Below are 23,846 nucleotides of genomic sequence, written 5' to 3'. Positions count from 1 at the left end.
TCCCTCAAACCAGAGCAGCTTCGATCGCGGCTTCGATTTCCGCGATGGTGAAGGGCTGGCCGCTGGTCTTGTTGAGCGGCTTGGCGTCAACCAGATATTGGTCGCGCAGCACAGTCTTGAACTGGCCGGTGTTCATCTCGGGCACCAGCACCTTGTCAAAGCCCTTGAGCAGGTCGCCCAGGTTCTCCGGCATCGGCCACACGTGGCGCACATGGATGTGGCTCACCGAAAGGCCCTTGCGCCGCACCCGGCGCACCGCCTGGTGGATCGGGCCGAACGTGCTGCCCCAGCCGACCACGGCCAGCTTGCCGGTCTCGTCGCCCAACGTCACGTCCTGGGCCGGGATGGACTTTGCCACGCCGTCCACCTTCGCCTTGCGGGCGTCGGTCATGATCTGGTGGCTTGCCGGGCTGTAGTCGATGTTGCCGGTGCCGGGGTTCTTCTCGATGCCGCCGATGCGGTGCATCAGGCCCGGCGTGCCCGGCTTGATCCAGGGCCGCGCGCCCTTTTCGTCACGCGCAAAGGGCAGCACCTTGCCGTCCGGACCGTTTGCCTCTTCCAGGAACGTCACCGGGAACGGGGTATAGGTCGCCGGATCGGGCACCTTCCACGGCTCCGCCGCGTTGGCGATATAGCCGTCGGTCAGCAGGATCACCGGCGTCATGTACTGCACCGCGATGCGGCAGGCCTCGATCGCGCAGTCAAAGCAGTCCGCGGCAGACCGCGCCGCGATCACCGGGATCGGCGCATCGCCGTTGCGGCCATAGACCGCCTGGTAAAGGTCGCTCTGCTCGGTCTTGGTCGGCAGGCCGGTCGAAGGGCCGCCGCGCTGCGAATTCACGATCACCAGCGGCAGCTCGGTCATGATGGCAAGGCCCATCGCCTCGCCCTTCAGCGCGATGCCCGGACCGGAGGACGACGTCACCCCCAGTTGCCCGGCATAGCTCGCGCCGATGGCAGAGCAGATCGCCGCGATCTCGTCTTCCGCCTGGAACGTGGTGACGCCGAATTCCTTCAGCTTGGCCAGGTTGTGCAGGATCGAACTTGCCGGCGTGATCGGATAGCCGCCAAAGAACATGTGCAGACCCGCCAGCTGCGCGCCCGCCACCAGCCCAAGGCTGATCGATTCCGCGCCTGTCACCGTGCGGTAAAGGCCCGGTTCGCTTTCAACCGGCGCGATGTGATACTGCTTCAGCGGGCCCGAAAGCTCGGCCGTCTCGCCATAGGCGTGGCCGGCGTTCAGCGCCGCAACGTTGGCTTCGGCCAGCACCGGGTTCTTCTTGAACTTGGCGTTCAGCCAGTCGATCAGCGGCTGCCGGTCGCGGTCGAACATCCACAGCGCCAGGCCCAGCGTCCACATGTTCTTGCAGCGCAGCGCTTCCTTGTTGCCAAGGCCAAAGGGCTTCACCGCTTCCAGCGTCAGCGCGCTGATGTCGAAGGCCAGCAGCTGCCACTTCTCCAGGCTGCCGTCTTCCAGCGGATTGGCGTCGTACTTGGCCTTTTCCAGGTTGCGCTTGTTGAACTCGCCACTGTCGGCAATGATCAGGCCACCGGCCTTCAGCGCCGGCACGTTGGTCTTCAGCGCCGCCGGGTTCATCGCCACCAGCACGTCGGGCTGGTCGCCCGCTGTCTCGATGTCGGTCGATCCGAAGTTGATCTGGAAGGCCGAAACGCCAAACAGTGTGCCTTGCGGCGCGCGGATTTCCGCCGGAAAGTCGGGGAAAGTCGCCAGGTCGTTGCCCGCCAGCGCGGTCGAAAGCGTGAACTGACCACCCGTCAGCTGCATGCCGTCGCCGGAATCGCCCGCAAAGCGGACGACAACCGCTTCGGGCGCATCCTTGCCGCCGGTCAGGGCGTCGGGTCCGTCAACCAATGCTGTAGCCATCTCGTTCCTCTGTCAGCCGCCAGATGCAGCCCTGCTTCATCTTGGGCCGCCTAGACCCGGCCAATCCCCGGCGCAAAAAAGAAAATCTGCTCTGCGCAAAATGTCGTGCGATTCCTTGATCGCGCACAACCGGCCTAGTCAAGTTGCAAAACCGCACCTAACCTGTCCACAATCAACAAATGGGGCCAGCAACAGCCCCATGCAAGATCGAGAGGACATTGAAAACATGGCCGAAGCCGACGCTCCGCAGCATTACGTCCGCCCTGATGTAAAGGCCTTCCTAGATTACCTGAACAGTGTCGAAGGCCCCCAGATGCATGAAATGCCGCTGGATGCCGCGCGCGCCAGCTACATCGCCATGGGCCAGATTGCCGAGATGCCGCCCCGCGATCTGGCCGTGATCAAGGACCTCTCGTGCCCCGGCCCTGCCGGTCCGATTCCGCTACGGCTGTATGATGCGCGGGCAGATCGTGGCCCCGGCCCGGTGATCATGTTCTTCCACGGCGGTGGCTTCGTCATCGGTGATCTCGAAAGCCATCATTCCCTCTGCACGGAAATCGCGGCGGAGATGGACCTGCCCGTCGTCGCGGTTGATTACCGACTCGCACCCGAACACCCCTTCCCCGCCGCGCCCGACGATTGCGAAGCCGCAACCCGCTGGGTCGCCGCCAGCCCTGTGGACCTTGGCCGGCAGGTCACCGGCCTGATCCCCATCGGCGATTCGGCGGGCGGAAACCTCACCATCGTCACCACCCAGGCCCTGCTTGAAAAGCCGGCGGCCGTCCCGGTTGTCATGCAGGTGCCGATCTATCCGCTCAGCGATGACAAGCCCGATCACCAGTCCTTCCTGCACTTTGCCGAAGGCTTTCTCTTGACGGCGGCGTCGATGAAGTGGTTTGCCGATTCCTACAATGCAATCGCCGGGCATAAGCGCGCCTATCCGATCTACAGCGATCACGCCGCCACCCCGCCCACGGTGCTGGTAACCGCCGGGCTCGATCCGATCCGTGACAGCGGCAGGGTCTATGGGGCAGAACTGATCAAGGCCGGGGCTGAGGTCGTGTTCCTTGAAATGAAGGGCACGATCCACGGCTTCACCCAGGTCCGCCGCGCCATCCCCAGCGCGCAGGCAGACCTGCACTCCGTGTTCGCAGCGATGAAACTGCTGCTCGAAAGGACCAGATGACCGAGGAACATTCCGCCCTGCCCTATCGCCCCTGCGTGGGCGTGATGATGGTCAATGCCCACGGACGCGTGTTCGTGGGCAAGCGGATCGACAGCAAGGAAGGCGATGCCTGGCAGATGCCACAGGGCGGCATCGACGATGGCGAGGAGCTGCACGCCGCCGCGATGCGCGAACTGCACGAAGAAACCGGCGTCACCGCGGATCTCGTCACCGTGATCGCGCAGACGCGCGAAGAACTGCTCTATGACCTGCCGCCCGAGATGATCGGCCGAATCTGGGGCGGGCGCTACCGTGGCCAGCGCCAGTCATGGCTGCTGCTGCGCTTTACCGGCGAAGACCATCATGTCGATCTCAACGCCCACCATCCGGCGGAATTTCTCGACTGGAAATGGGTGGAACCCGAACAGTTGCCTGACCTGATCGTCCCCTTCAAACGCCGCGTCTACCGCCAGGTCCTCGAAGAATTCCGGGATTTGATCTGACCGCCAGAAAGCCTACCCCTAACCCCTCCCGCAGGCGGGAGGGGGATTGGCAGCCCCTTCTTCTCCCCTCCCGCCTGCGGGAGGGGCAGGGGGAGGGCTGTCTCAGGTCAATTGCTCTCCACCACCGGCTGCGGCTTAACCGCCTCGGCCGAAAGCACGCGTGGGGTCGGGCCCTTGGCGATCACCGCGGCCAGTTCCTGCGTCTCGGCGCAGGCCTTGCCACAGATGCCTTCCAGCCGCGCCAGGTTGGTCCGCGCCTTTTCCAGCGCACCCTTCTCGGCCATCGCCGCGCCTTCGCCGGCAATTGCACCCAGGTTGTTGGGATCGCGCTGCAACGCCTCGCGGTAATAATGGATCGCCTTGCCCTGCAGCCCCGCCTTGCGGGCCGCCTCGCCCAGCGCGATGTAGGTACCGACATATCCGGGATCGACTGCCAGCGCCGCCTCGAAGGCATCGGTCGCGGCATCCACCTGTCCCGATGCCAGGTCGGCGTGGCCGTTGGCCAGCAGCGCCTGCGCGCGCGGGTCGGCCACTTGCTCCACCTTGGCCGATCCCATCGATCCGGTCATCGCCAGCACCAGCGAAAGCGCGGCGGCGGGCAGGGTGTAACGCATCAAAAGCTCCTTGAGCCGGGAATCCGACCTCTTGCGCTCTCCGGCGCGTGTTGAGGTATCCAGTATCATGCGCGTCGCAGGTTAACGAAGAAAAACCCGTCTGTCGCGTCGGACAAGGGTGTAAGCCGCCAACCTTTTCCACGAGGGCGACCGGCAGGCAGGTCCATCGGTTCGGCCCGCCAATCCGGCCGCTCCGCCAGGAACGCGTCGATCACCCCGGCGCCTTCGCGATCCAGCAGCGAACAGACGATGTAGGTCAGCCGCCCGCCCGGCCTCACCAGCCCTGCCCCCACACGCAGCACATGCGCCTGCATCGTGGCATAGCGTTCGACCGCCGCGGGGCTCAGCCGCCAGCGCGCCTCGGGATTGCGCCGCCATGTGCCGGTGCCCGAACACGGCGCATCGATCAGCACGCCATCCGCCTTGCCCGCCCAGTCGGCCAGCATCCCGGATTCCTTGCCGGGGTTCAGCAGCCGCGTCTCCGCCATGGCCCCGGCCCGCGCCGCACGGTCCGGCAGGCGTGACAGCCGCGCCCGGTCGATGTCACAGGCCAGCAGCGCGCCCCGGTTGTCCATCGCCGCCGCCAGCGCCAGCGTCTTGCCCCCTGCCCCGGCGCACAGGTCCACCACCGCCTCGCCCGGCTGCGCGGCAAAGGCGGCACAGGCCAGCTGGCTGCCGCCATCCTGCACCTCGAACAGACCCTCGCCGAATTCGGGCCAATCCTCCGCCCGTGCACCGGTCTCCAGCCGCAAACCGTCCGCCATCACCGGCTCGCTCGCCACCGGCAACTGTTCGGCCAGCGCCTCGCGCGTGATTTTCAGCCGGTTCGCGCGGATATCCAGCGGCGCCCGCCCCAGCAGCGCCGCTTGTTCGGCTTCATCAAGCCCCGATGCCGTCAGCGCCTCGGCCAGCCACTGCGGCGCAACGCCACCCCCGGCCACCGTCTCGCCCTCGCGCAACGGCGCGGGGCCATAGTTCGATCCATCGAACAGCGCCGCCAGCGCCGCATCGTCCTGCGCCACCCGCAGCATCGCCGCGCGCCCGCTCGCCGGAACCTCGCCACAGGCACGGATCGCGCGCCAGGCCAGGTCGCGGATCGCCCGCCGGTCCTTTGATCCCACGAAGCGCCGGGTGCGGAACCACTCTGCCGCCACCCGGTCTGCCGAGGCGCCCTGCCCGCGCGCCGCCGCGATCACGGCGTCGAGCACGTCGATCGCCGCCTGCACCCGCGCCGCCGGTGTCATCGCCCCGTGCCCGTGGCCAGCCTCAGCCGACCTTGTAGTTCGGCGCCTCGCGCGTGATCGTCACGTCGTGAACGTGGCTTTCGCGCAGACCCGCGTTGGTGATGCGCACGAACTGCGCCTTGCGCCGCAGGTCGTCGATCGTGGCGCTGCCGGTATAGCCCATCGCCGCCTTGATCCCGCCCACCAGCTGGTGGACCACATCGCGCGCCGGGCCCTTGAACGGCACCTGCCCTTCGATGCCTTCGGGCACCAGCTTCATCTGGTCCTTGATGTCCTGCTGGAAATAGCGGTCTGCGCTGCCGCGCGCCATCGCGCCAACCGAACCCATCCCGCGATAGGCCTTGTAGGCGCGGCCCTGGTACAGGAACGTCTCGCCCGGCGCTTCCTCGGTGCCCGCCAGCATCGATCCGATCATCACCGTCGAAGCGCCCGCCGCCAGCGCCTTGGCCGCATCGCCCGAAGTGCGCAGGCCGCCATCGCCGATCACCGGCACGCCCATCTTGTCGGCCGCCTCGGCCGCTTCCATGATCGCGGTCAGCTGCGGCACGCCCACGCCCGCCACGATGCGGGTGGTACAGATCGAGCCCGGCCCGATGCCCACCTTCACCCCGTCCGCGCCCGCGTCGCACAGCGCCCGCGCCGCTTCCGCGGTCGCCACGTTGCCGGCAATCACCTGCGCGCTGTTGGAAAGCTTCTTCACCCGTTCCACCGCGCGGCTCACGTCGCGGTTGTGGCCGTGCGCGGTATCGATCACCACCACGTCGCATTCCGCCGCCAGCAGCGCTTCGGTGCGCTCGAAGCCCTTGTCGCCCACCGTGGTCGCCGCCGCCACGCGCAGGCGCCCGGCCTCGTCCTTGGTCGCGTTGGGATAGGTCACCGCCTTTTCGATGTCCTTCACCGTCACCAGGCCCACGCAGCGATAATCGTCGTCCACCACCAGCAGCTTCTCGATCCGCCGCTGGTGCAGCAGGCGGCGGGCCTCTTCCTGGCTCACCCCGGTCTTCACCGTGGCCAGGTTCTGGTGCGTCATCAGTTCGCGCACCGGCTGCTGCGGGTTGTCGGCAAAGCGCACGTCGCGGTTGGTCAGGATGCCCACCAGCCTGCCGCTCGCCTCCACCACGGGAATGCCGCTGATCCGGTTGGCCGTCATCAGCGCCTGCGCATCGCCCAGCGTGGCGTCGGGCGTGATCGTGATAGGGTTCACCACCATGCCGCTTTCAAAGCGCTTCACCGCCCGCACGGCGGCGCACTGCTCTTCGATCGTCAGGTTGCGGTGGAGCACGCCGATCCCGCCCAGCTGCGCCATCACGATGGCCATGTCGGCCTCGGTCACGGTGTCCATCGCGCTGGAGATCACCGGAATGTTCAGCGCGATGCCCTTGGTCAGCCGGGTGCGCGTATCCGCCATTGAAGGCAGGATGTCGGATTCGGCCGGACGCAGCAGCACGTCGTCAAAGGTAAGGCCGAGGGGGATATCCATGCTGGGTGCCACTTCCTGTGCGGGGAGATTCGTGGCGGCCCATGTAAACAAGCAAATCCCCAAATGCTAGGGGTTGGGAACCGCTTTTCCCGCCGGGCCTGGATAGCGCTTCAGGTCCGCGAAATAGCGTACCAGTTCCAACTGGATGCGTGCGTCTTCGGCCATGCCGCCATACTGCACCAGCTCCGCCTGGTCGGCCGTGCGGTGGTATCGCTCATCCATGAACGTCTCCAGCCGCGCCGGATCGGAATAACTGGTCGAAACCATCACCGCCGGCACGTCGTGCTGCAGGAACACCCAAGAATCCTGCCGCCGCATGAAGGCGTTGGCGCCGTCGCCCTCCACCACCTTCTTCTTCATCGCCTTCAGCACGCGGGCCACATCCCCGTCGATCGATGTGCGCCCCTTGCCGATCACGCTCACCGGCATGCCGGCAGGCACCAATCCCGTGCTGTCCACGTTCAGCACCGCCACGATCCGGTCCAGCGGGATCGGCGGATTCTCGGTGAACGCCAGCGCGCCCAGCAGGCCCATCTCCTCGCCAGTCGTCGCCACGAAATAGACGTCGCGGTCCAGTGGGCGCCCTTGCGAAAGCGCCCGCGCCACTTCGGTGATCACCGCCAGCCCGCTGGCATTGTCCACCGCGCCGTTGCAGACCAGGTGCTCGGCCGGCGGCTCGGCACATTGACCAAAGTGGTCCCAGTGCGCCACCATCAGCACCGCGCCCAGGTCGCTGCGCCGTCCTTCCAGCTTGCCGATCAGGTTGTGCGTCTTGATCCGTGTCTCGCGGCTCGTCGCCTCCAGCGTCGCGTTCAGCCCCAGCGGTCGCGGCGCGAAATCCGGGGCAGCCCCGGCCCGGCGCAGCGCATCCAGGTTACCCGCAGTTCCGCCCGCCAGCAGCGCATCCGCCACCTGCGGCGTGATGAAGGCCTCGATATCGCCGCCCAGCACCTCGCCCGCCAGGGCATAGCCCGCCCGCTTGCGCCGTGCGATCACCGCATCCAGCGTGCGCTCGCTGTCCAGCACGGTGATCACGCCCGCCGCGCCCGCATCCAGCAGCTTGCCAGCCCGGTCCTCGCCGCGCGGGTTCTCCTCCGCGCCGCCGCCCTTCACCACCGGCGGGCTCTGGCTGTCGAGCACCAGTGCGATCCGCCCGGCCAGTTCAGTGCGCCCGGCAGTCGCCGCATTGCCCAGATAGACCACCGGCGCATTCTCGATCAGGCTGCGCAGGCCGGATGTCACCACGAATACGCCCGCGTCGCCGATCGGCAGCCGCCGCTTGCCGCGCAGGAATTGCGCCCTGCTGGCATCGGGCACCCGTTCTACCAGTTCCACCGGCGCGAACCAGGCATTGGCGGGATCGTTGGTTCCGGATTCCAGCCCGATGTCGAACCACTGACGCGCCAGATAGCGCAGTGTCAGCGTTTCACCCTCGGTGCCGGGCTCGCGGCCCAGAAAAGCATCGCTCGCCAGCGTCTCCACATGCCCGCGCAGCGCGGTTTCCAATGGATCGGGCTTCTTCGATGCGGCCGTGGCGCCGACGGGCAACGCCAGAAGGATCGCGGCGACAATCGCCACGCCTCCCATCGGCCGTTTGCCCCAACGACTCATCGACGCCCCCACACGCTTCACCGCACCCCTTCTGCTGACAAAAGCGGAACAGGCGCGCAAGTTCCCATTAGCTTGGGAATTGTGAACGTCAGTTTATCAAGGTGTCGTTGCCACACCGATTGCAAGCCTCTTGCGGAACCAGCGGCGGCGTGGCCATTTCTGTCCTGAGGGCCCGCGCCGGGCCACTCGGGGACAGGACCATGCGGCTCGACGATTACGACAATGACATCCGGGTTGAAGACCAGCGCGGCAGCGGCGGCTCCGGGCTCGGCGGCTTCGGCGGTGGAGGCGGCGGCGGCCTCCCGATGATGCTGCTGTCGATGATCGGCAGCCGCTTCGGCATCGGTGGCATCATCGTCGTGGTCATCGGCATGGCCCTGTTCGGTGGCCTGGGCAATCTCGTCGGCGGCGGGCAACAGGCCCTGAACACGCCCGCACGCCAGGCCGGGGGGCAGAACATCGGCGAAAGCTGCAACGTCAACGCCTTCAGCAAGGAAAGCTGCAACGCGCTCGCCTCGCTCAACCACACCTGGCAGCCGATCCTCGATCAGTCCGGCGTGCGCTATGAAGCGCCCAAGCTGGTGTTCTATGCGCAATCCGGCTCGTCCGGCTGCGGCGCGGCGCAAAGCGCCATGGGCCCGTTCTATTGCCCCACCGATGAAGGGATCTACATCGACACCGATTTCTACACCGAGATGGACAAGCAGATGGGCGCCGGTGGCGATTTCGCGCGCATCTATGTGATGGCGCATGAATATGGCCACCATATCCAGAGCCTGCTCGGCACCTCGGGCAAGGTGCATGATCTGCAGCAGCGCAACCCCAGCCAGGCGAACCAGCTATCGGTCCGCCTCGAACTCCAGGCCGATTGCTACGCCGGCGTCTGGGCGGGCAAGAACCGTGACCGGCTCGAAGCGGGCGATCTTGAAGAAGGCATGCGCGCCGCCCACCAGATCGGTGACGATACCCTGATGAAGGCCGCCGGCCGCCGCCCCGTCGAAGCCGCCTTCACCCACGGCTCCTCCGCCCAGCGCATGCAATGGCTGCGCAAGGGCCTCGACACCGCCGACCCCAACGCCTGCAACACCTTCGCCGACCTCGGCTGAGCGCACACGTCACACCCCTTCCCCGCTCATCCTGAGCTTGTCGAAGGAGACGGGGGATGGATAGCGAAGCTTTCCGGTGGAACCGGCTAGCAAAGCCTGGATGGGGGTGATTGCCCCGGCGATGCCGCTCAAAGTCAGAAATATTTCGCGCAGAGGCCGCAGAGATCGCGGAGAGACATAAGAGATAGGTTTCGCGCAAAGACGCAGAGGGCACCCCCCGCAGTCCCCCTCAGTCCCTCGGTATCCGTTACCCGGGCCAATAAGGGGTGGCGAGGCCGCCAGCACAACCCTTGTCGTCTTCACGTCTTCGCGCGAAAATCCTTCCCCCCTTCTCTCTGCGCCCTCTGCGCCCTCTGCGATCTCTGCGCGAACCAAAAAACGGTACCGTCCCCGTGTCCGTACCGCTCACCAACCCGCTCGTGGTGAGCCTGTCGAACCACCGCAGCACCACCTCGCCCCCCCTATCGTGCGCCCGATAATGACCTCACGGGAACCTTGCCCCACCCCCCGAGTAGAACCGGCCAAAAGGGGAACTTCATTGACCAGACCCATCCTGCTCGCCGCCGCCGCCCTGTTGGCCCTTGCACCCGCCACCACTCCCGCCCAGACCGCCATGGATCCCAAGGACGCCACCCCCGGCCAGGTCGTCACCAAGCCGCTCAGCGATCTCAACCTCAAGAAGGACGAGATCCCGCCTATTCTTCAGTCCGCCCGCAGCGATCCCTACACCCTCGTCGGGCTGAAGCGCTGCATCGATGTTCAGGGCGAAGTCGCCCGCCTCGATTCCGTTCTGGGTGACGATGTCGACATTGCCGAACCCTCGCGCCGTGGTCCCGGCGTCGGCAATATCGCCAAGTCCATCGTCGGCAGCCTGATCCCGTTCGGCGGCGTCATCCGCGAACTGACCGGCGCCAACGAAAACCAACGCCAGTGGCAGCTTGCTCTCTACGCCGGCACCGCCCGCCGCGCCTTCCTGAAAGGCTATGGCCAGCAAAAGGGCTGCAAATACCCCGCCCGCAGCGCCACCCCCGCGGTAAAAGCCGCCCGCGATGCCGAGGCTGCGAAGGTCAAGGAGGCCGAGAAGGGCAGCAAGGAACAACAACACCGTCGTTGAATGCCCCCTTCCCCCGTTCATCCTGAGCTTGTCGAAGGATGGGGGAAGGATGGCGCAGCTTGCCGTCGCAGTCCGCTGGCGAAGCTTGGATCGGGATGAAATGGCGCATCAACCCACCGAAATCCAACAGCGAAGATAACAGACACTGCTGTCAGGAATAAACCATTTTCCTACACACCGCCAAATGTGCATGATTCACCCAGGCCGCTCTTTCAACATGTGAACGAATCCGCAGATTTCCGGGTGTTTCGGCAGCGTGCAGGGATCGGACCGCACGTCCGGGACATGGCTCGAAGAGGCTATGTGCTTTGATGTCCCGATAGTGTCAATCGTGTCAACTGTGTCAACCTCGCCGCTCTGATGGCCCGGTCCGGGTCGGTTTTGCGGAGGTCCGGTCAGCCGACTGAACGCCAGACGAACAGGCCCCCGGATCGCTCCGGAGGCCCTTCGATTTTCCCACTGCCTTCAGGCCGTGATCAGTACACGCGCGCCTTGGGCTTGATGTACTGAACGTCGTCGGTCAGCGTGTATTCGTGGACCGGGCGGTAGTCGATCTTCACCGCGCCGCCCTTGCCGCCCCAGCCTTCGAACCAGCTGGCGGTGTGCTTCATCCAGGTCGCATCGTCGCGGTTGGGGAAGTCCTCGTGCGCATGGGCGCCGCGGCTTTCCTTGCGGTTGTGCGCGCTGTGCATGGTCACCGTCGCCTGCGCGATCAGGTTGTCCAGCTCCAGCGTCTCGATCAGGTCCGAGTTCCAGATCAGCGAGCGGTCGGAGACGTGGATGTCCTCCATCCGCTTGTAGGTGTCGGCCAGCTTCACCTTGCCCTCGGCCATCAGCTCGTCGGTGCGGAACACCGCCGCATGGCCCGACATCGTGCGCTGCATTTCCGTGCGCACCTGCGCCGTGGGCGATCCGCCCTTGGCGTGGCGGAAGTGGTCGAGACGGGTCAGCGCCAGGTCGGCGCTGTCCTTGGGCAGCGCGTTGTGCGCCGTGCCCGGCTTGATCAGCTCCTTCAGGCGCAGGCCGGTGGCGCGGCCGAACACCACGAGGTCGATCAGCGAGTTCGAACCCAGGCGGTTCGCGCCGTGAACCGAGACGCAGGCCGCCTCGCCCACCGCGAACAGGCCCGGCACAACCGTTTCCGGATTGCCGTCTGCGCCGATGGTCACCACTTCGCCGTGGTAGTTACAGGGGATGCCGCCCATGTTGTAGTGCACCGTCGGCACCACTGGCAGCGGCTGGCGGGTCAGGTCCACACCGGCAAAGATCTTGCCGCTTTCGGTAATCCCCGGCAGACGCTCGGCCAGCACCTTCTGGTCGATGTGGTCAAGGTGCAGGAAGATGTGGTCCTTGTGCGGGCCAACGCCACGGCCCTCGCGGATTTCCATGGCCATCGAGCGCGAGACGACGTCACGGCTGGCAAGGTCCTTGGCCGAAGGGGCATAGCGCTCCATGAAGCGCTCGCCTTCGGAGTTGGTCAGGTAACCGCCTTCACCACGCGCGCCTTCGGTGATCAGCACGCCCGCGCCATAGATGCCGGTGGGGTGGAACTGCACGAACTCCATGTCCTGCAGCGGCAGGCCGGCGCGCAGCACCATGCCGCCACCGTCGCCGGTGCAGGTATGGGCCGAAGTGGCGGTAAAGTAGCAGCGGCCGTAACCGCCCGTTGCCAGCACCACGGCATGGCTGCGGAAGCGGTGGATCGAACCGTCGTCGAGGCACATGGCGATCACGCCGCGGCACTCGCCGTTCTCCATGATCAGGTCGATCGCGAAGTATTCGATGAAGAAGTCCGCGTCGTACTTCAGGCTCTGCTGGTACAGCGCGTGGAGCATGGCGTGGCCGGTGCGGTCAGCCGCGGCGCAGGTGCGCTGCACCGGCGGGCCTTCGCCCATGTTCTGCATGTGGCCGCCGAACGGGCGCTGGTAGATGGTGCCTTCGGCGTTGCGGCTGAACGGCACGCCGGCGTGCTCCAGCTCATAGACCGCGGCAGGGGCTTCACGCACCATGTATTCGATGGCGTCCTGGTCACCCAGCCAGTCAGACCCCTTTACGGTGTCGTACATGTGCCAGGTCCAGTGGTCGGGGCTGTTGTTGCCCAGCGAGGCGGCAATGCCGCCCTGCGCCGCCACGGTGTGCGAACGGGTGGGGAAGACCTTGGTGATGCAGGCGGTGCGCAGGCCGGCCTGGGCCGAACCCATGGTGGCGCGCAGGCCCGAACCGCCCGCGCCCACGACGACGGTGTCGTAGGTATGGTCGATGATCTTGTAGGCAGACTGTGTGGAAGTCATGGCTCAGGCGCCCCCGAGAGCAATGCGGATGACCGAGATGATCCCGAACGCCATGGCGGCGAAGGGCACGATGTTGACGAGCAGCCAGGCTGCGACCTTGCCGCCTTCTTCGTGGATGTAGTCTTCCAGCATCACCTGCACGCCCATGCGTGCGTGGGTGAAGGTGTTGATGAAGATCAGCACGAGGGCGGTCGCCGGAATCGGCTTGGCCACCCACTGGTGAACCGTGGCGTAATCGTGCGCCGGCAGCAGCGCGAGGCTGACCAGCAGGAACGGAATGAGGATGAGATTGCCGACTGCGGTCAGCCGCTGCAGCAGCCAGTGGTGCGTGCCGTGATGGCTGGCGCCAAGCCCGCGAACCCGGCCGATGGAAGTACCGTTACCCATGAAACCCCCGAAGGATCGTCTATCGAGCCCGAAGGCTCAGTGCAGCAGCACGAAAGCCCAGAACAGGGCCGTGGCGGCGACGGAGAAGAGGATGGTGAAGCTGGACCAGCGCGCGTTGGCTTCCAGTTCATATCCCGCGCCGACATCGAGCACGAAGTGACGCAGGCCGGTGGCCATGTGCTGGAAGAAGGCCCAGGTCAGGCCGACGAGCAGGATCTTGCCGAGTATGGCGGTCACGGCCGAAAGTGCGCCGGCATCGCCCGACCAGACATAGCTGATGAAGGTGGCATAGCATTCAGCCCCGCCCGCAATCGCGCCGACCCACCACAGCAGCAGGCCAAGCCCGGCAAAGGCCATGCCGTTGCCGGTAACGCGATGGAGGATCGAAACCAGCATCGCCGGGCCCCATCGCCAGATCTGAAGATGCGGCGAAAGTGGCCGGTTTGAGCGCGCCTGCGCCATGAAAACCCCCTCATTCCTGTTCAAGATGCCGCAATGCAGCGGCCGGATGGCGATTCGTATTAGTCGAAATGCCGCACGGCGCAACCTATGCCGAAGGGGAATATCGCCCCAGCGTGTTGCAGAGCGGCAAAGCCTTGTCCTAGAGGGGCCCATGACCACTCAGACCATTCTTGTTACCGGGTCCACCCGCGGCATCGGCGGGGCCATCGCCACGGCGCTTGAAGCGCGCGGCGCCAGGGTGATCCGCCATGGCAGCCGCAAGGCCCCCGGCGTGATCGGCGCCGATCTTTCCGATCCTCTCGCCCCGCAGGCGCTGTGGCAGCAGGCGCTTGAAATGGCAGGCGGCACGATCGACGTGGTGGTGAACAATGCCGGCCTGTTTCAGACGAACCCGATCGAGGCGAGCGACATCGCCTGGCTGGATGCGTTCGAGGATACGCTGCGCATCAACCTGACCAGCGCGGCGCAGCTTTCCCGCTTTGCGGTGAAGCACTGGCTTGAGCGCGGGACGGCGGGACGCTGTGTCCATGTGGCGAGCCGGGCGGGGTTCCGCGGCGATTCCCCGGCGCACTGGCACTATGCCGCGGCCAAGGGCGGGATGATCGCCATGCACAAGACCATTGCCAGGGGCTATGCCGCGCACGGCATCCTGAGCTTTGCCATCACACCGGGCTTTACCGACACGGCGATGGCGGGAGATTACCTTGCCAGCCGGGGCGGGCCGGGCCTGCTGGCCGACATTCCGCTGGGCCGGGTCGCCACGCCGGAAGAGATCGCCGCCATCGCCACGTTCTGCGCGCTGGATGCACCGCCGAGCATGACCGGAACCACAATAGATGCCAATGGAGCCAGCTATGTCCGCTGAAGAAAGCTGGAAAATCACCGTATTCGGCCCGCGTGAGCAGGTGCAGGCGGCGCTGGTGGCGCACGAGGACGCGTGGGATTGGGACCCCGGCATCGTGATCGCCGGCAGCGAGATCGCCGAAGACAAGCCTGACGACTGGCAGCTGGAAGCCTGGCTTGACCACAAGCCGACCAAGACAGACAAGGCCGCGGTCGAGGCGCTGTTCGGCGGAGACACGATCAAGCTGGTGATCGAGCAACTGCCCGACGAGGACTGGGTGACGCTGAGCCAGCAGGGCGTGGAGCCGATCCGGGAGGGCTGCTTCCATGTTCACACGGCTGAGTATCCACCGGTATCGGAGCCCGGCGTGCGCAACTTCCTGATCCCGGCCAGCCAGGCCTTCGGCACCGGACAGCACGCGACGACGGCAGGCTGCCTTGCCATGCTGACGCACATGAAGGCGCAAGGGGTGCGGGTGCGCAACCTGGCCGATATCGGCACCGGCACCGGCCTGCTGGCCTTTGCCGGGATGCACCTGTGGCCCGCCGCGCGGGTCGTGGCGAGCGACATCGACGCGGTGTGCGGGCCGGTGGTGGCGGACAATGCCGATGCCAACGGGGTGAAACTGGGCGACGGGCCGGGCCGCATGGCGATGGTGATCGCCGCGGGGATGGACCATCCCCTGCTGCGGGCCAGCGCCCCCTTTGACCTGCTGATCGCCAACATCCTTGCCGGGCCGCTGGTGGAACTGGCCCCAGATTTCGCCCGCAGCGTGGCGCCGGGTGGCAGCGTGCTGCTGGCCGGGTTGCTGGAAACGCAGGAGCCGGTGGTGCGTGCGGCCTATCGCAAGGCAGGCCTGAGGCTGGCGGCGCGGATGGTGCGTGGCGACTGGTCGATACTGTGGCTGCGCCGGCGCCCTGGCGGACAGGTGCGCGGAACGCGGGTCGGGGCGCTGCCGGAATGGTCGCAGCGGTGGTGAGGCTGCGCGGGCGGTGAGGTTGCGCGGTGGTGGTTCGACAGGCTCACCACGAGCGGTTCCTGTTATCTTGAACCGCGTGCCCCCGCCCCGCTCACCCTGAGCCTGTCGAAGGGGGCACGCGCCGCCCTGCGTCAGGCCAGCGTATTGCGCAGCAGCTCAAGTGCGGCCTTGGCAAAGGCCTGCATGTTGGCCACGCGGTCGGTGCTTTCCGTGCGGACGGTGATGGCCGTCTCAAAGCCGTCTGGGCCGACAAGGCCGATGGCGCTGGTGCCGCTGGGCACTCCCATGGGGTGCGTGTTGGGCCCAGCCGAGCCGGATTCGGCCATGCCCCAATCCGCGCCGAAGCGCCTGCGAATCAGGTCTGCCTGCACCAGCGCATAGCTTTCGGTGGCGGAGGTGTATCCCCGCAGCGAGCCGGGTTCATGGCCCAGCATGATCCGCCGGCCATCGAGGGTGTAGATCACGCCGCCTCCGCGAAAGAAGCCGGTGGCGCCCGGCGTGGCGATCAGGCCAGCCGAGATAAGGCCGCCGGTGGCGCCATCGACAACGGCGATGGTCTGCCTGCGCGCCTTCAGCGCCTCACCCGCGATAATGCCGATGGCGGCAAGGTCTTCAAACATCATGCGCGTGATCCTGCCATGGCAAGGCCGAAGGCGACGAAGATCGCGCCAGTCAACCGGTTGAACGCCTTGCGCGGGGCAGGCCGTTCAAGGAACCCGGCGATGGAGCGCCCGCCGACCGCATAGACGAAGTACCACGAGATCTCGATCACCGCGAACGTGCCGACCATGATCGCGAACTGCGGCACCTGGGGCCGCGCCGGATCGATGAACTGCGGTAGGAAGGCGGCGGCGAAGAGCAGCGCCTTGGGATTGGAGATGCCGATCATGAAGGCGGTGGAGAAGATGCGCAGCGGCGAGACGCCGGGCCTGACCTCCCCTTCCCCGATGTCGATCGGCGCATCCTGCGCCACCCACGATTTATAGCCCAGCCAGACCAGATAGGCGGCACCGGCATAACGCAGCACGGTGAAGGCGCCGGGAATGGCCATAAGCAGCGCGGTGAGACCCATGGCCGAGGCGGTGAGGAGGCTGGAAACCGCCACGAAGCATCCGGCCATGGCCAGCACCGAGCGCCCAAGCCCCAGCTCCACGCTACGCGCCATTACATGGAGCATGTTCGGCCCCGGCGAGGCGGAGACAAAGAAGACGGTCACGACGAACAGCCACCAGGTGTGAAGGGCCATGTCAGGCGTTCCCCACTGCCGCCGTCACGGCAAGGTATCCCAATCGCGACTGGTGGCGAGCAGCCAACGGACGCGACGCGACTTGGCATAGCGACGCTTGATGCGGCGTTCATCCGCCTCGATCCGGTTGCAGCGCAGCTGGCGCGCCGCGTCGGCGATCTGGCGCGCGCGGTCTGCGTCATAGCCTTCCTCGCCACCCCAGTGGTTGCACCCGGCCCGGCGGATCAGGAAGGCGCGGACAGCGCGCGGCGCAGCACGATATTCACGCCGGAAATGCACGTCGGCCGGGGCAAGCGTTGCCGCCGCAGCAGCCAGGACCATGATCAGCATCGGTTCTCCCCTAGCCTGCGTTCTTGACGATCTCGGCCCACGCGGCCTCGTCGATCACTTCGATGCCGAGCGCGGCGGCCTGCTTGAGCTTCGAGCCAGCACCGGGGCCTGCGACGACAAGCCCAGTCTTGGCCGAGACCGATCCGGCCGCGCGGGCGCCGAGTGCCTCGGCCTGGGCCTTGGCCTCGTCGCGGCTCATGGTTTCGAGCTTGCCGGTGAAGGCCACGATCTTCCCCGCGACGGCGCTGGCCTTGGTTTCGACGATATAGTCCGGCGGGCTGACTTCGGAGAGCAGGTCTTCCCATACCTCGACATTGTGGTGTTCGTGGAAGAAATCGCCCAGTGCCTCGACGACCACGGGGCCTACGCCTTCGATGCCGGTCAGGTCGGCCACGGCGTCACCATCGCCGGCCTTGGCCTTCTCCGCCGCTTCGCGCAGCGCAGGCAGGGTGACGAAGCGCTTCATCAGGTCCCGCGCCGTCACTGCGCCGACGTGGCGTATGCCGAGGCCGAAGAGCAGGCGCGCGGCATCGGGCTGCCGCTTGGCCTCGATGGCTGCCAACAGGTTGTCCACAGACTTGTCCTTCCAGCCTTCGCGCCCGACGATGTCGGCGCGGCGCTTGCGCAGCCGGAAGATGTCGGCCGGGCTTTCCAGCCAGCCGAGGCCGAAGAATTCGACAATGGTCTTCTCGCCCAGCCCTTCGATATCGAGCGCGGCGCGGCTGACGAAGTGCTTGAGCCGTTCGACGCGCTGGGCCGGGCAGATCAGGCCGGCGGTGCAGCGCACGTCCACCTCGCCTTCTTCGGCCACCGCTTCGGAGCCGCATTCGGGGCAGTGATCGGGGAAGTGGTAGGGATCGCGTGGAGTCTCGCGGGTGAGGTTCTCGACCACCTGCGGGATCACGTCGCCCGCGCGCTGCAGGACCACGCGATCGCCCACGCGCAAGCCGAGGCGGCCGATCTCGTCGCGGTTGTGAAGGGTGACGTTGGTGACGGTGACGCCACCGACCAGCACCGGGCGCAGGCGGCCGACGGGGGTGAGCTTGCCGGTGCGGCCAACCTGGATGTCGATGGCCTCGAGCACCGTCTCGGCGCGCTCGGCGGGGAACTTGTGCGCCAGGCCCCAGCGGGGTGCCTTGGCGACGAAGCCGAGGCGTTCCTGCCAATCGAGCCGGTCGACCTTGTAGACCACGCCGTCGATGTCATACGGCAGGCCCGGCCGCTGCTGCTGGATCGACCGGTAATGCCCGACCATGGCGGCGGCATCGGTGCAGCGCACCAGAAGGGGCGAGACGGGCACGCCCCACGCCGCGATCTGCTGCATCATTTCGAACTGCGTGACCGCCGGAACCTCGCTCGCCGCGCCCCAGCCGTGGGCGAGGAAGCGCAAGGGGCGGGCGGCGGTGACGCTGGCGTCCTTCTGGCGAAGCGATCCGGCGGCGGCATTGCGCGGGTTGGCGAAGACCTTGTCCCCCTTTTCCTCCTGGCTCGCATTGAGCGCGAGGAAATCGGCCTTGGCCATGTAGACCTCGCCACGGATCTCGAACACGGCGGGCGCATCACCGGTGAGGACCTGCGGGATATCGGCGATATGGGCGACGTTGGCGGTCACATCCTCCCCCACCTGGCCATCGCCACGGGTGGCGGCGCGGACAAGCCGGCCGTTCTCGTAGCGCAGCGAGCAGGACAGGCCGTCGATCTTGTCTTCGGCGGTCATCGCCACCTCGGCCTCTGCCGGCAGCGCGAGGAAGCGGCGGACGCGGGCGACGAATTCCTCCACCTCCTCGTCTGAAAAGGCGTTGTCGAGGCTCATCATGCGAACCTCGTGCGCCACCTTGCCCAGTGGCGAGGCGGCGATCTCATGCCCCACCTTGCGGCTGGGACTGTCGGGCCGGATCAGGTGCGGAAATGCGGCCTCGATCTCGGCATTGCGGCGGACGAGCGCATCGTATTCGGCGTCGGTGATCTCGGGCGCGTCGTCAGCGTGATAGAGCCGGTCATGCCTGGCGATCTGCCGCGCGAGGCGCATCAGCTCGTTGGCGGCGTCCGCCTCGGTCATCCCCTCAACGCTCATTCCGCCATCCCCAAGACCGTGACCACCATGGCGCGCCGTGCCCGAAAGCCGAGCGATTCGTATAGCCGGATCGCCGGGGCATTGCCTGCATAGCTGTGGAGGAACGGCACATCACCGCGCACGGCGAGCCCGGCCATCACGCGGCGGATCAGCCGGCCCGCCATGCCCTGACCCTGGAACTGCGGCCAGGTGCACACGCCGCTGACTTCGCCAAGGCCCGGCGCGGGGCGGAACCGTTCGCCCGCCATGGCGGCAAGGCGACCTTCGCGGCGGATGCCGTGGAACTGGCCGTAGTGGCAGGTGCGCGGGCCCCACGGGCCGGGCTGCGTGGCGAGCGCGAGGGCGGTCATTTCGGGCACGTCTTCCTCGCCAAGCGGGACGAGATCGTCATCCCCGGCAAAAGCAGGCAGCGGACCATCGGCGATCATCTGCAGCAGGGGCGCGGTGCGGATCACGCGCAGGCCCGGCGCCGGCGCAACTACGGTGGGTTCAACGATCCAGATCTCGTCCTCGGGCGAGCGCAGGCAACGGGCGAAATCGGCCTCCGCACCCGGTTCGGCAGCGGCGAAGGGGCCGTAGTCCGGATCGATGCGCAGCACGCCGCCATACCCTTGTGCGAGGTGCGACAGGCGGCCGCGCAGGCTGTTCCACACCGGGCGGTCGAGCGGGTGTGGCTCCATATCAGGCCTGTTCCAGTAGCCGGTCCGCCTGCGCGCGCGCTTCTGCGGTGATCTCCGCCCCGGAGAGCATGCGGGCGATCTCTTCCTGTCGGCCGGCCTGATCGAGCAGCATGACCGAGGTGCGGGTGACGGTGCCTTCGGAACTCTTGGCGATGAGATAGTGCGCGTTGCCCCGCGCGGCGACCTGCGGACTGTGGGTGACGGCCAGGAGCTGACCTGCCGAGGCGAGCCGGGCGAGGCGTTCGCCGATCGCGCTGGCGACAGCGCCACCGACACCGCGGTCGATCTCGTCAAAGATGATCGTGGCCGCACCGCCTTCTTCGGCAAGGGCGACCTTGAGCGCGAGGATGAAGCGCGAGAGTTCGCCGCCCGAGGCGATCTTGGCGAGCGGGGCGAAATCGGCGCCGGGATTGGTGGAAATGAGGAACTCGACAGCATCGACGCCGAGCGAGGACCAGCGGTCTTCCGGCAGGCGGACAACGGCGGTGTGGAACTTTGCGGCATCGAGCTTGAGCGGGGCCAGCTCGGCGGCAACCGCCTTGTCAAGCCGGCGCGCGGCTTCGGCGCGGGTGACAGAGAGCGCTTCGGCCTTGGCCCGGTAGTCCAGCCCGGCTTCCTGCGCGGCGCGCTGAAGCGCGGCGATGTGCGCCTCGCCCCCTTCGATGGCGTCGAGCGCGGTGCGCATCGCAGCCATGCGATCGGGCAGATCGTCCACGGTGCAGCCATGCTTGCGGGCGGCGGCGCGCAGATCGAACAGGCGGGTTTCGATCCGGTCGAGCGCGAGGGGATCGTGGGCCAGGGCATCGACAGCAGCCGTGATGCGGTCCTCCGCCTCGCCCGCCTCGATCAACGCGCGATCGAGTGATTCGAGCGCTTCGGCCAGCAGCGGGTGCTCGTTGGCGATGCGATCAAGCCGGCGCGCGGCACCGCGCAGGGTGGCGAGCGCCGAGTCAGAGCCGGACCAGAGGTGCTGGAGAGCGGAAAGATCGTCGGAGAGCTTCTCGCCCTTCTGCATGTCGGCGCGGGCCCTGGCGAGTTCGTCTTCCTCGCCCACAACGGGTTCCAGCGCGGCCAGTTCGGCAAGGTGGGCCAGCAGCAGGTCCTGCTCGGCCCTGGCGGCCTCCACCTGCGCCACGGCGGTGGCGAGTTCATCCTCCGCCTTGCGCCAGCGGTCCCACGCCTCGGCCACTTCACCCACGGCGGCGCGCGCGTAACGATCCAGCAATGCGCGGTGACCGCGCGCATTCACCAGACCGCGATCGTCGTGCTGGCCGTGCAGTTCGACCAGGCTGCGCGCCATTTCACGCAGGAGGGCGACGCTCACTGGCTGGTCGTTGACGAAAGCCTTGCTGCCGCCATCGGCCTTGACCCGGCGCTTGACGATCAGCGGTTCGCCCGGTTCGACATCGACCTCCGCATCGGCCAGCGCCGCGCGCAGCGCATCGGGCAGTTCGGCGAATTCGAAAGTGGCGGTCACGCTGGCAAGATCTTCGCCCGCGCGGACAAGCCCGGCATCGGCACGATCCCCCAGCACGAGCCCGAGCGAATCCAGCAGGATCGACTTGCCCGCGCCGGTTTCGCCCGTCAGCACGCCGAGTCCGCGCGCAAAGGCAAGGTCCAGCGCCTCGATCAGCACCACGTTGCGGATGGAAAGTCCGGTCAGCATCCTGCCGGTCCATAACGCGTCCCGAAGGCCGCGTCACGCCCCTGCGTTCCCCTCTTGTTTCACATCCATGACGGCGTGCCATGCGAACGAAACACGAATGTGACAGGGATTCGCGGCAGATGGAACGAAACCGAAGAGGCAACGCCATGCCGACCAGTGCACGACCCAAGCGGGCCCTGCCCTCTCCCGCCGAACTCGCGACCTCGATCCCGGCCTGGCTGGACCTTCCCGAGCCGCGCGGCTTCCGCCCCAAGCGCAAGCTGCGCACGGTGTGGATTTCCGACATCCATCTGGGCACGCGTGGCTGCAACGCCACGATGCTGCTGGATTTCCTGAGCAGCATCGAATGCGAAACGCTTTATCTGGTGGGGGACATCGTAGACGGATGGCGCCTGTCAAAGGGCTGGTACTGGCCGGACGCGCACAACGAAGTTGTCCGCCGCATCCTGAAGATGGCGCATCGCGGCACGCGGGTGGTGCTGATCGCCGGCAACCATGACGAGATGCTGCGCCCCTATGCCGGCATGAGCTTTGGCGGAGTGGAGCTGGCGCTGGAGGCGATCCACCGCACCGCCGACGGACGCCGCCTGCTGGTGACGCACGGCGACGGCTTTGACGGCGTGGTGCTCTATGCCCGCTGGCTCGCCTTTCTGGGTGACAAGGCCTACGAAGTGCTGCTGCGCGCCAACCGCTGGTTCAATGCGGTGCGCCGCCGGCTCGACATGCCGTACTGGTCGCTTTCCGCCTACATGAAGAAGAAGGTGAAGAACGCGGTCCAGTTTGTCTGCGACTTCGAGGAAGCGGTGGCGCACGCCGCGCGCGACATGGGCGTGGACGGCGTGGTTTGCGGCCACATCCATTGTGCCGAGATCCGCCAGATCGGCGATGTGACCTATTACAACGACGGGGACTGGGTTGAGAGCTGCACCGCACTGATCGAGGATTTCGACGGCGCGATCAGCATCCTCGACTGGGTGGCGGAACAGCGCAAGACAGACCCCGCAGACATGCCCGTGAACGACACCGCACGCGAGGAGCTGCCCGCATGAGAATCGCCATCTGCACCGATGCCTGGTCCCCGCAGGTGAACGGCGTGGTCCGCACGCTGGCCACGACCGTGGACCGCCTGACCCGTCGCGGGCACGAAGTTGAGCTGGTTACGCCGAGCCAGTTCTTCACCTTTGCCCTGCCCGGCTACAGCGAGATCCGGCTCGCCATGGCGCCGCGCTTCGGCACGCGCCGCACGCTGCGCGATTTCCGGCCGGACATCGTCCATATCGCCACCGAAGGGCCGATCGGCTGGAGCGCGCGCAGCTGGTGCAAGGCAGAGGGCGTGCCCTTCACCACCGCTTTTCACACGCGCTTTCCAGACTATGCCGCGGTGCGCACGGGGTTGAGCCCCAATCATTTCTGGCCGCTGATGCGCCGGTTCCACGCGGCGAGCCGGGCAGTGCTGGTTTCCACCCCGACGCTGGCGGCGGAGCTTGCCGGACAGGGCATCACGCATACACGCCTGTGGTCGCGCGGGATCGACAAGGACCTGTTCCGCCCTGACCACGAGCCGCTTGACGAGATTAAGCACCTGCCCCGCCCGATCATGCTCAATGTGGGCCGGGTGGCGATAGAGAAGAACCTGCGCGCCTATCTGGATGCCGATGTGCCAGGGACCAAGGTCGTCGTGGGTGACGGACCGGACCTTGCCATGCTCCGCGCTGCCTATCCGAACGTGAAGTTCCTTGGCGCGCTGTCAGGCGAGCGGCTGGCACGCGCCTATTGCGCGGCAGACGTGTTCGTATTCCCGAGCTGCACCGACACATTCGGCCTGGTGATGATCGAGGCTATGGCCTGCGGCGTGCCGGTGGCGGCCTATCCGGTGCCGGGCCCGATCGATGTGGTTGGCCCCACTGGGCATGGCCCCGCCGATGACCTGCCGATGCAGGTTGGCGCCCTGCACGAGGATCTTTCCATTGCGATCGGCAAGGCCCTGCGCTGTGACCGGATGGGCACCGCCGTCTATGGCGGGCGCTATTCGTGGGACCGCGCGACGGACCAGTTCCTGACCGCGCTGAGCGAATCGGCAGCAGTAGCGCGGGAGCCAGCGTTCGGTTGACAGGGTTTCGCGCCGGCCCAAGCCCCCCCTGCCGGACGCGAAAAGGGCCGCCCCG

22 protein-coding genes are annotated in these 23,846 nt (G+C 66.8%); 8 read left to right on the top strand and 14 right to left on the bottom strand.

Annotation, left to right across the window (positions count from 1 at the left end):
* Positions 1-4 precede the first annotated feature (4 nt).
* On the bottom strand, positions 5-1,885 hold the full coding sequence (locus POM99_RS11840; protein ID WP_277278031.1) for a 2-oxoacid:acceptor oxidoreductase subunit alpha: 1,881 nt from the start codon (positions 1,883-1,885) through the stop codon (positions 5-7).
* Between the two features lie 226 nt (positions 1,886-2,111).
* Here POM99_RS11840 and POM99_RS11835 point away from each other — a divergent pair, with 226 nt between their 5' ends.
* Positions 2,112-3,071, top strand: a complete 960-nt coding sequence (locus POM99_RS11835) for an alpha/beta hydrolase (protein ID WP_277278030.1) — start codon at positions 2,112-2,114, stop codon at positions 3,069-3,071.
* Complete coding sequence (locus tag POM99_RS11830; protein WP_277278028.1) at positions 3,068-3,553, top strand: RNA pyrophosphohydrolase; 486 nt, start codon at positions 3,068-3,070, stop codon at positions 3,551-3,553. Before POM99_RS11835 ends, POM99_RS11830 begins: the two co-directional genes overlap by 4 nt.
* A 107-nt stretch (positions 3,554-3,660) precedes the next feature.
* Here the strand turns inward: POM99_RS11830 and POM99_RS11825 are convergent, their stop codons facing one another.
* The 4 genes from POM99_RS11825 to POM99_RS11810 all read right to left on the bottom strand — a co-directional run bounded on the left by POM99_RS11825 (position 3,661) and on the right by POM99_RS11810 (position 8,502).
* Positions 3,661-4,167: a tetratricopeptide repeat protein gene (locus POM99_RS11825; protein WP_277278026.1), complete on the bottom strand. Its 507-nt coding sequence runs from the start codon at positions 4,165-4,167 to the stop codon at positions 3,661-3,663.
* Positions 4,168-4,232: 65 nt separating this feature from the next.
* Positions 4,233-5,411: an RsmB/NOP family class I SAM-dependent RNA methyltransferase gene (locus POM99_RS11820; RefSeq protein ID WP_277278024.1), complete on the bottom strand. Its 1,179-nt coding sequence runs from the start codon at positions 5,409-5,411 to the stop codon at positions 4,233-4,235.
* Between the two features lie 22 nt (positions 5,412-5,433).
* On the bottom strand, positions 5,434-6,891 hold the full coding sequence (gene guaB, locus POM99_RS11815) for an IMP dehydrogenase (protein WP_277278022.1): 1,458 nt from the start codon (positions 6,889-6,891) through the stop codon (positions 5,434-5,436).
* Positions 6,892-6,957: 66 nt separating this feature from the next.
* The gene (locus POM99_RS11810; RefSeq protein WP_277278020.1) at positions 6,958-8,502 is read right to left on the bottom strand and encodes a M28 family metallopeptidase; all 1,545 of its coding nucleotides are present in this window, start codon (positions 8,500-8,502) and stop codon (positions 6,958-6,960) included.
* Positions 8,503-8,702: 200 nt separating this feature from the next.
* Between POM99_RS11810 and ypfJ the strand changes: the two genes are divergently transcribed.
* Positions 8,703-9,608 (top strand): KPN_02809 family neutral zinc metallopeptidase, encoded by a 906-nt coding sequence (gene ypfJ, locus POM99_RS11805; protein WP_277278017.1) that lies wholly within the window; start codon positions 8,703-8,705, stop codon positions 9,606-9,608.
* A gap of 538 nt (positions 9,609-10,146) precedes the next feature.
* Positions 10,147-10,722, top strand: coding sequence for a hypothetical protein (locus POM99_RS11800; RefSeq protein ID WP_277278015.1), 576 nt, complete (start codon positions 10,147-10,149; stop codon positions 10,720-10,722).
* A gap of 476 nt (positions 10,723-11,198) precedes the next feature.
* On the opposite strand, the gene sdhA is transcribed toward POM99_RS11800, so the two are convergent.
* The 3 genes from sdhA to sdhC are packed head-to-tail and all read right to left on the bottom strand — an operon-like array spanning position 11,199 to position 13,862.
* The gene (gene sdhA / locus POM99_RS11795; RefSeq protein ID WP_277278013.1) at positions 11,199-13,013 is read right to left on the bottom strand and encodes a succinate dehydrogenase flavoprotein subunit; all 1,815 of its coding nucleotides are present in this window, start codon (positions 13,011-13,013) and stop codon (positions 11,199-11,201) included.
* Between the two features lie 3 nt (positions 13,014-13,016).
* Positions 13,017-13,400, bottom strand: a complete 384-nt coding sequence (gene sdhD / locus POM99_RS11790) for a succinate dehydrogenase, hydrophobic membrane anchor protein (protein ID WP_277278011.1) — start codon at positions 13,398-13,400, stop codon at positions 13,017-13,019.
* Between the two features lie 36 nt (positions 13,401-13,436).
* The gene (sdhC, locus tag POM99_RS11785; RefSeq protein ID WP_277278009.1) at positions 13,437-13,862 is read right to left on the bottom strand and encodes a succinate dehydrogenase, cytochrome b556 subunit; all 426 of its coding nucleotides are present in this window, start codon (positions 13,860-13,862) and stop codon (positions 13,437-13,439) included.
* A gap of 151 nt (positions 13,863-14,013) precedes the next feature.
* Here sdhC and POM99_RS11780 point away from each other — a divergent pair, with 151 nt between their 5' ends.
* Both POM99_RS11780 and POM99_RS11775 read left to right on the top strand, forming a co-directional pair.
* Positions 14,014-14,727, top strand: coding sequence for an SDR family NAD(P)-dependent oxidoreductase (locus POM99_RS11780; RefSeq protein ID WP_277278007.1), 714 nt, complete (start codon positions 14,014-14,016; stop codon positions 14,725-14,727).
* On the top strand, positions 14,717-15,685 hold the full coding sequence (locus tag POM99_RS11775) for a 50S ribosomal protein L11 methyltransferase (protein ID WP_277278006.1): 969 nt from the start codon (positions 14,717-14,719) through the stop codon (positions 15,683-15,685). The genes POM99_RS11780 and POM99_RS11775 overlap by 11 nt, the downstream gene beginning before the upstream one ends.
* A 131-nt stretch (positions 15,686-15,816) precedes the next feature.
* On the opposite strand, the gene POM99_RS11770 is transcribed toward POM99_RS11775, so the two are convergent.
* The 6 genes from POM99_RS11770 to recN are packed head-to-tail and all read right to left on the bottom strand — an operon-like array spanning position 15,817 to position 21,681.
* Positions 15,817-16,308 (bottom strand): CinA family protein, encoded by a 492-nt coding sequence (locus tag POM99_RS11770; RefSeq protein WP_277278004.1) that lies wholly within the window; start codon positions 16,306-16,308, stop codon positions 15,817-15,819.
* A complete protein-coding gene (locus POM99_RS11765) occupies positions 16,305-16,931 on the bottom strand; it encodes a LysE family translocator (RefSeq protein ID WP_277278002.1) in 627 nt (208 codons plus the stop codon). Before POM99_RS11765 ends, POM99_RS11770 begins: the two co-directional genes overlap by 4 nt.
* Before the next feature lie 24 nt (positions 16,932-16,955).
* A complete protein-coding gene (locus POM99_RS11760; RefSeq protein WP_277278000.1) occupies positions 16,956-17,261 on the bottom strand; it encodes a hypothetical protein in 306 nt (101 codons plus the stop codon).
* 10 nt (positions 17,262-17,271) lie between these two features.
* Positions 17,272-19,335: an NAD-dependent DNA ligase LigA gene (gene ligA / locus POM99_RS11755; RefSeq protein WP_277277998.1), complete on the bottom strand. Its 2,064-nt coding sequence runs from the start codon at positions 19,333-19,335 to the stop codon at positions 17,272-17,274.
* A complete protein-coding gene (locus tag POM99_RS11750) occupies positions 19,332-20,015 on the bottom strand; it encodes a GNAT family N-acetyltransferase (RefSeq protein ID WP_277277997.1) in 684 nt (227 codons plus the stop codon). Before POM99_RS11750 ends, ligA begins: the two co-directional genes overlap by 4 nt.
* A gap of 1 nt (position 20,016) precedes the next feature.
* Positions 20,017-21,681, bottom strand: a complete 1,665-nt coding sequence (gene recN / locus POM99_RS11745) for a DNA repair protein RecN (RefSeq protein WP_277277995.1) — start codon at positions 21,679-21,681, stop codon at positions 20,017-20,019.
* A 146-nt stretch (positions 21,682-21,827) separates the two neighbouring features.
* Here recN and POM99_RS11740 point away from each other — a divergent pair, with 146 nt between their 5' ends.
* Both POM99_RS11740 and POM99_RS11735 read left to right on the top strand, forming a co-directional pair.
* Positions 21,828-22,730: a UDP-2,3-diacylglucosamine diphosphatase gene (locus POM99_RS11740; protein ID WP_277277993.1), complete on the top strand. Its 903-nt coding sequence runs from the start codon at positions 21,828-21,830 to the stop codon at positions 22,728-22,730.
* Entirely contained in the window at positions 22,727-23,791 is a 1,065-nt protein-coding gene (locus tag POM99_RS11735; RefSeq protein WP_277277991.1) for a glycosyltransferase family 4 protein, read from the top strand. Before POM99_RS11740 ends, POM99_RS11735 begins: the two co-directional genes overlap by 4 nt.
* Positions 23,792-23,846: the final 55 nt, after the last annotated feature.

Origin of the sequence: Novosphingobium cyanobacteriorum (genome assembly GCF_029436685.1) — a bacterium.
Classification (GTDB): domain Bacteria; phylum Pseudomonadota; class Alphaproteobacteria; order Sphingomonadales; family Sphingomonadaceae; genus Novosphingobium; species Novosphingobium cyanobacteriorum.
The sequence above is the reverse complement of the archived record's forward strand: the minus strand, read 5'-3'. Positions and strand labels throughout refer to the sequence as shown.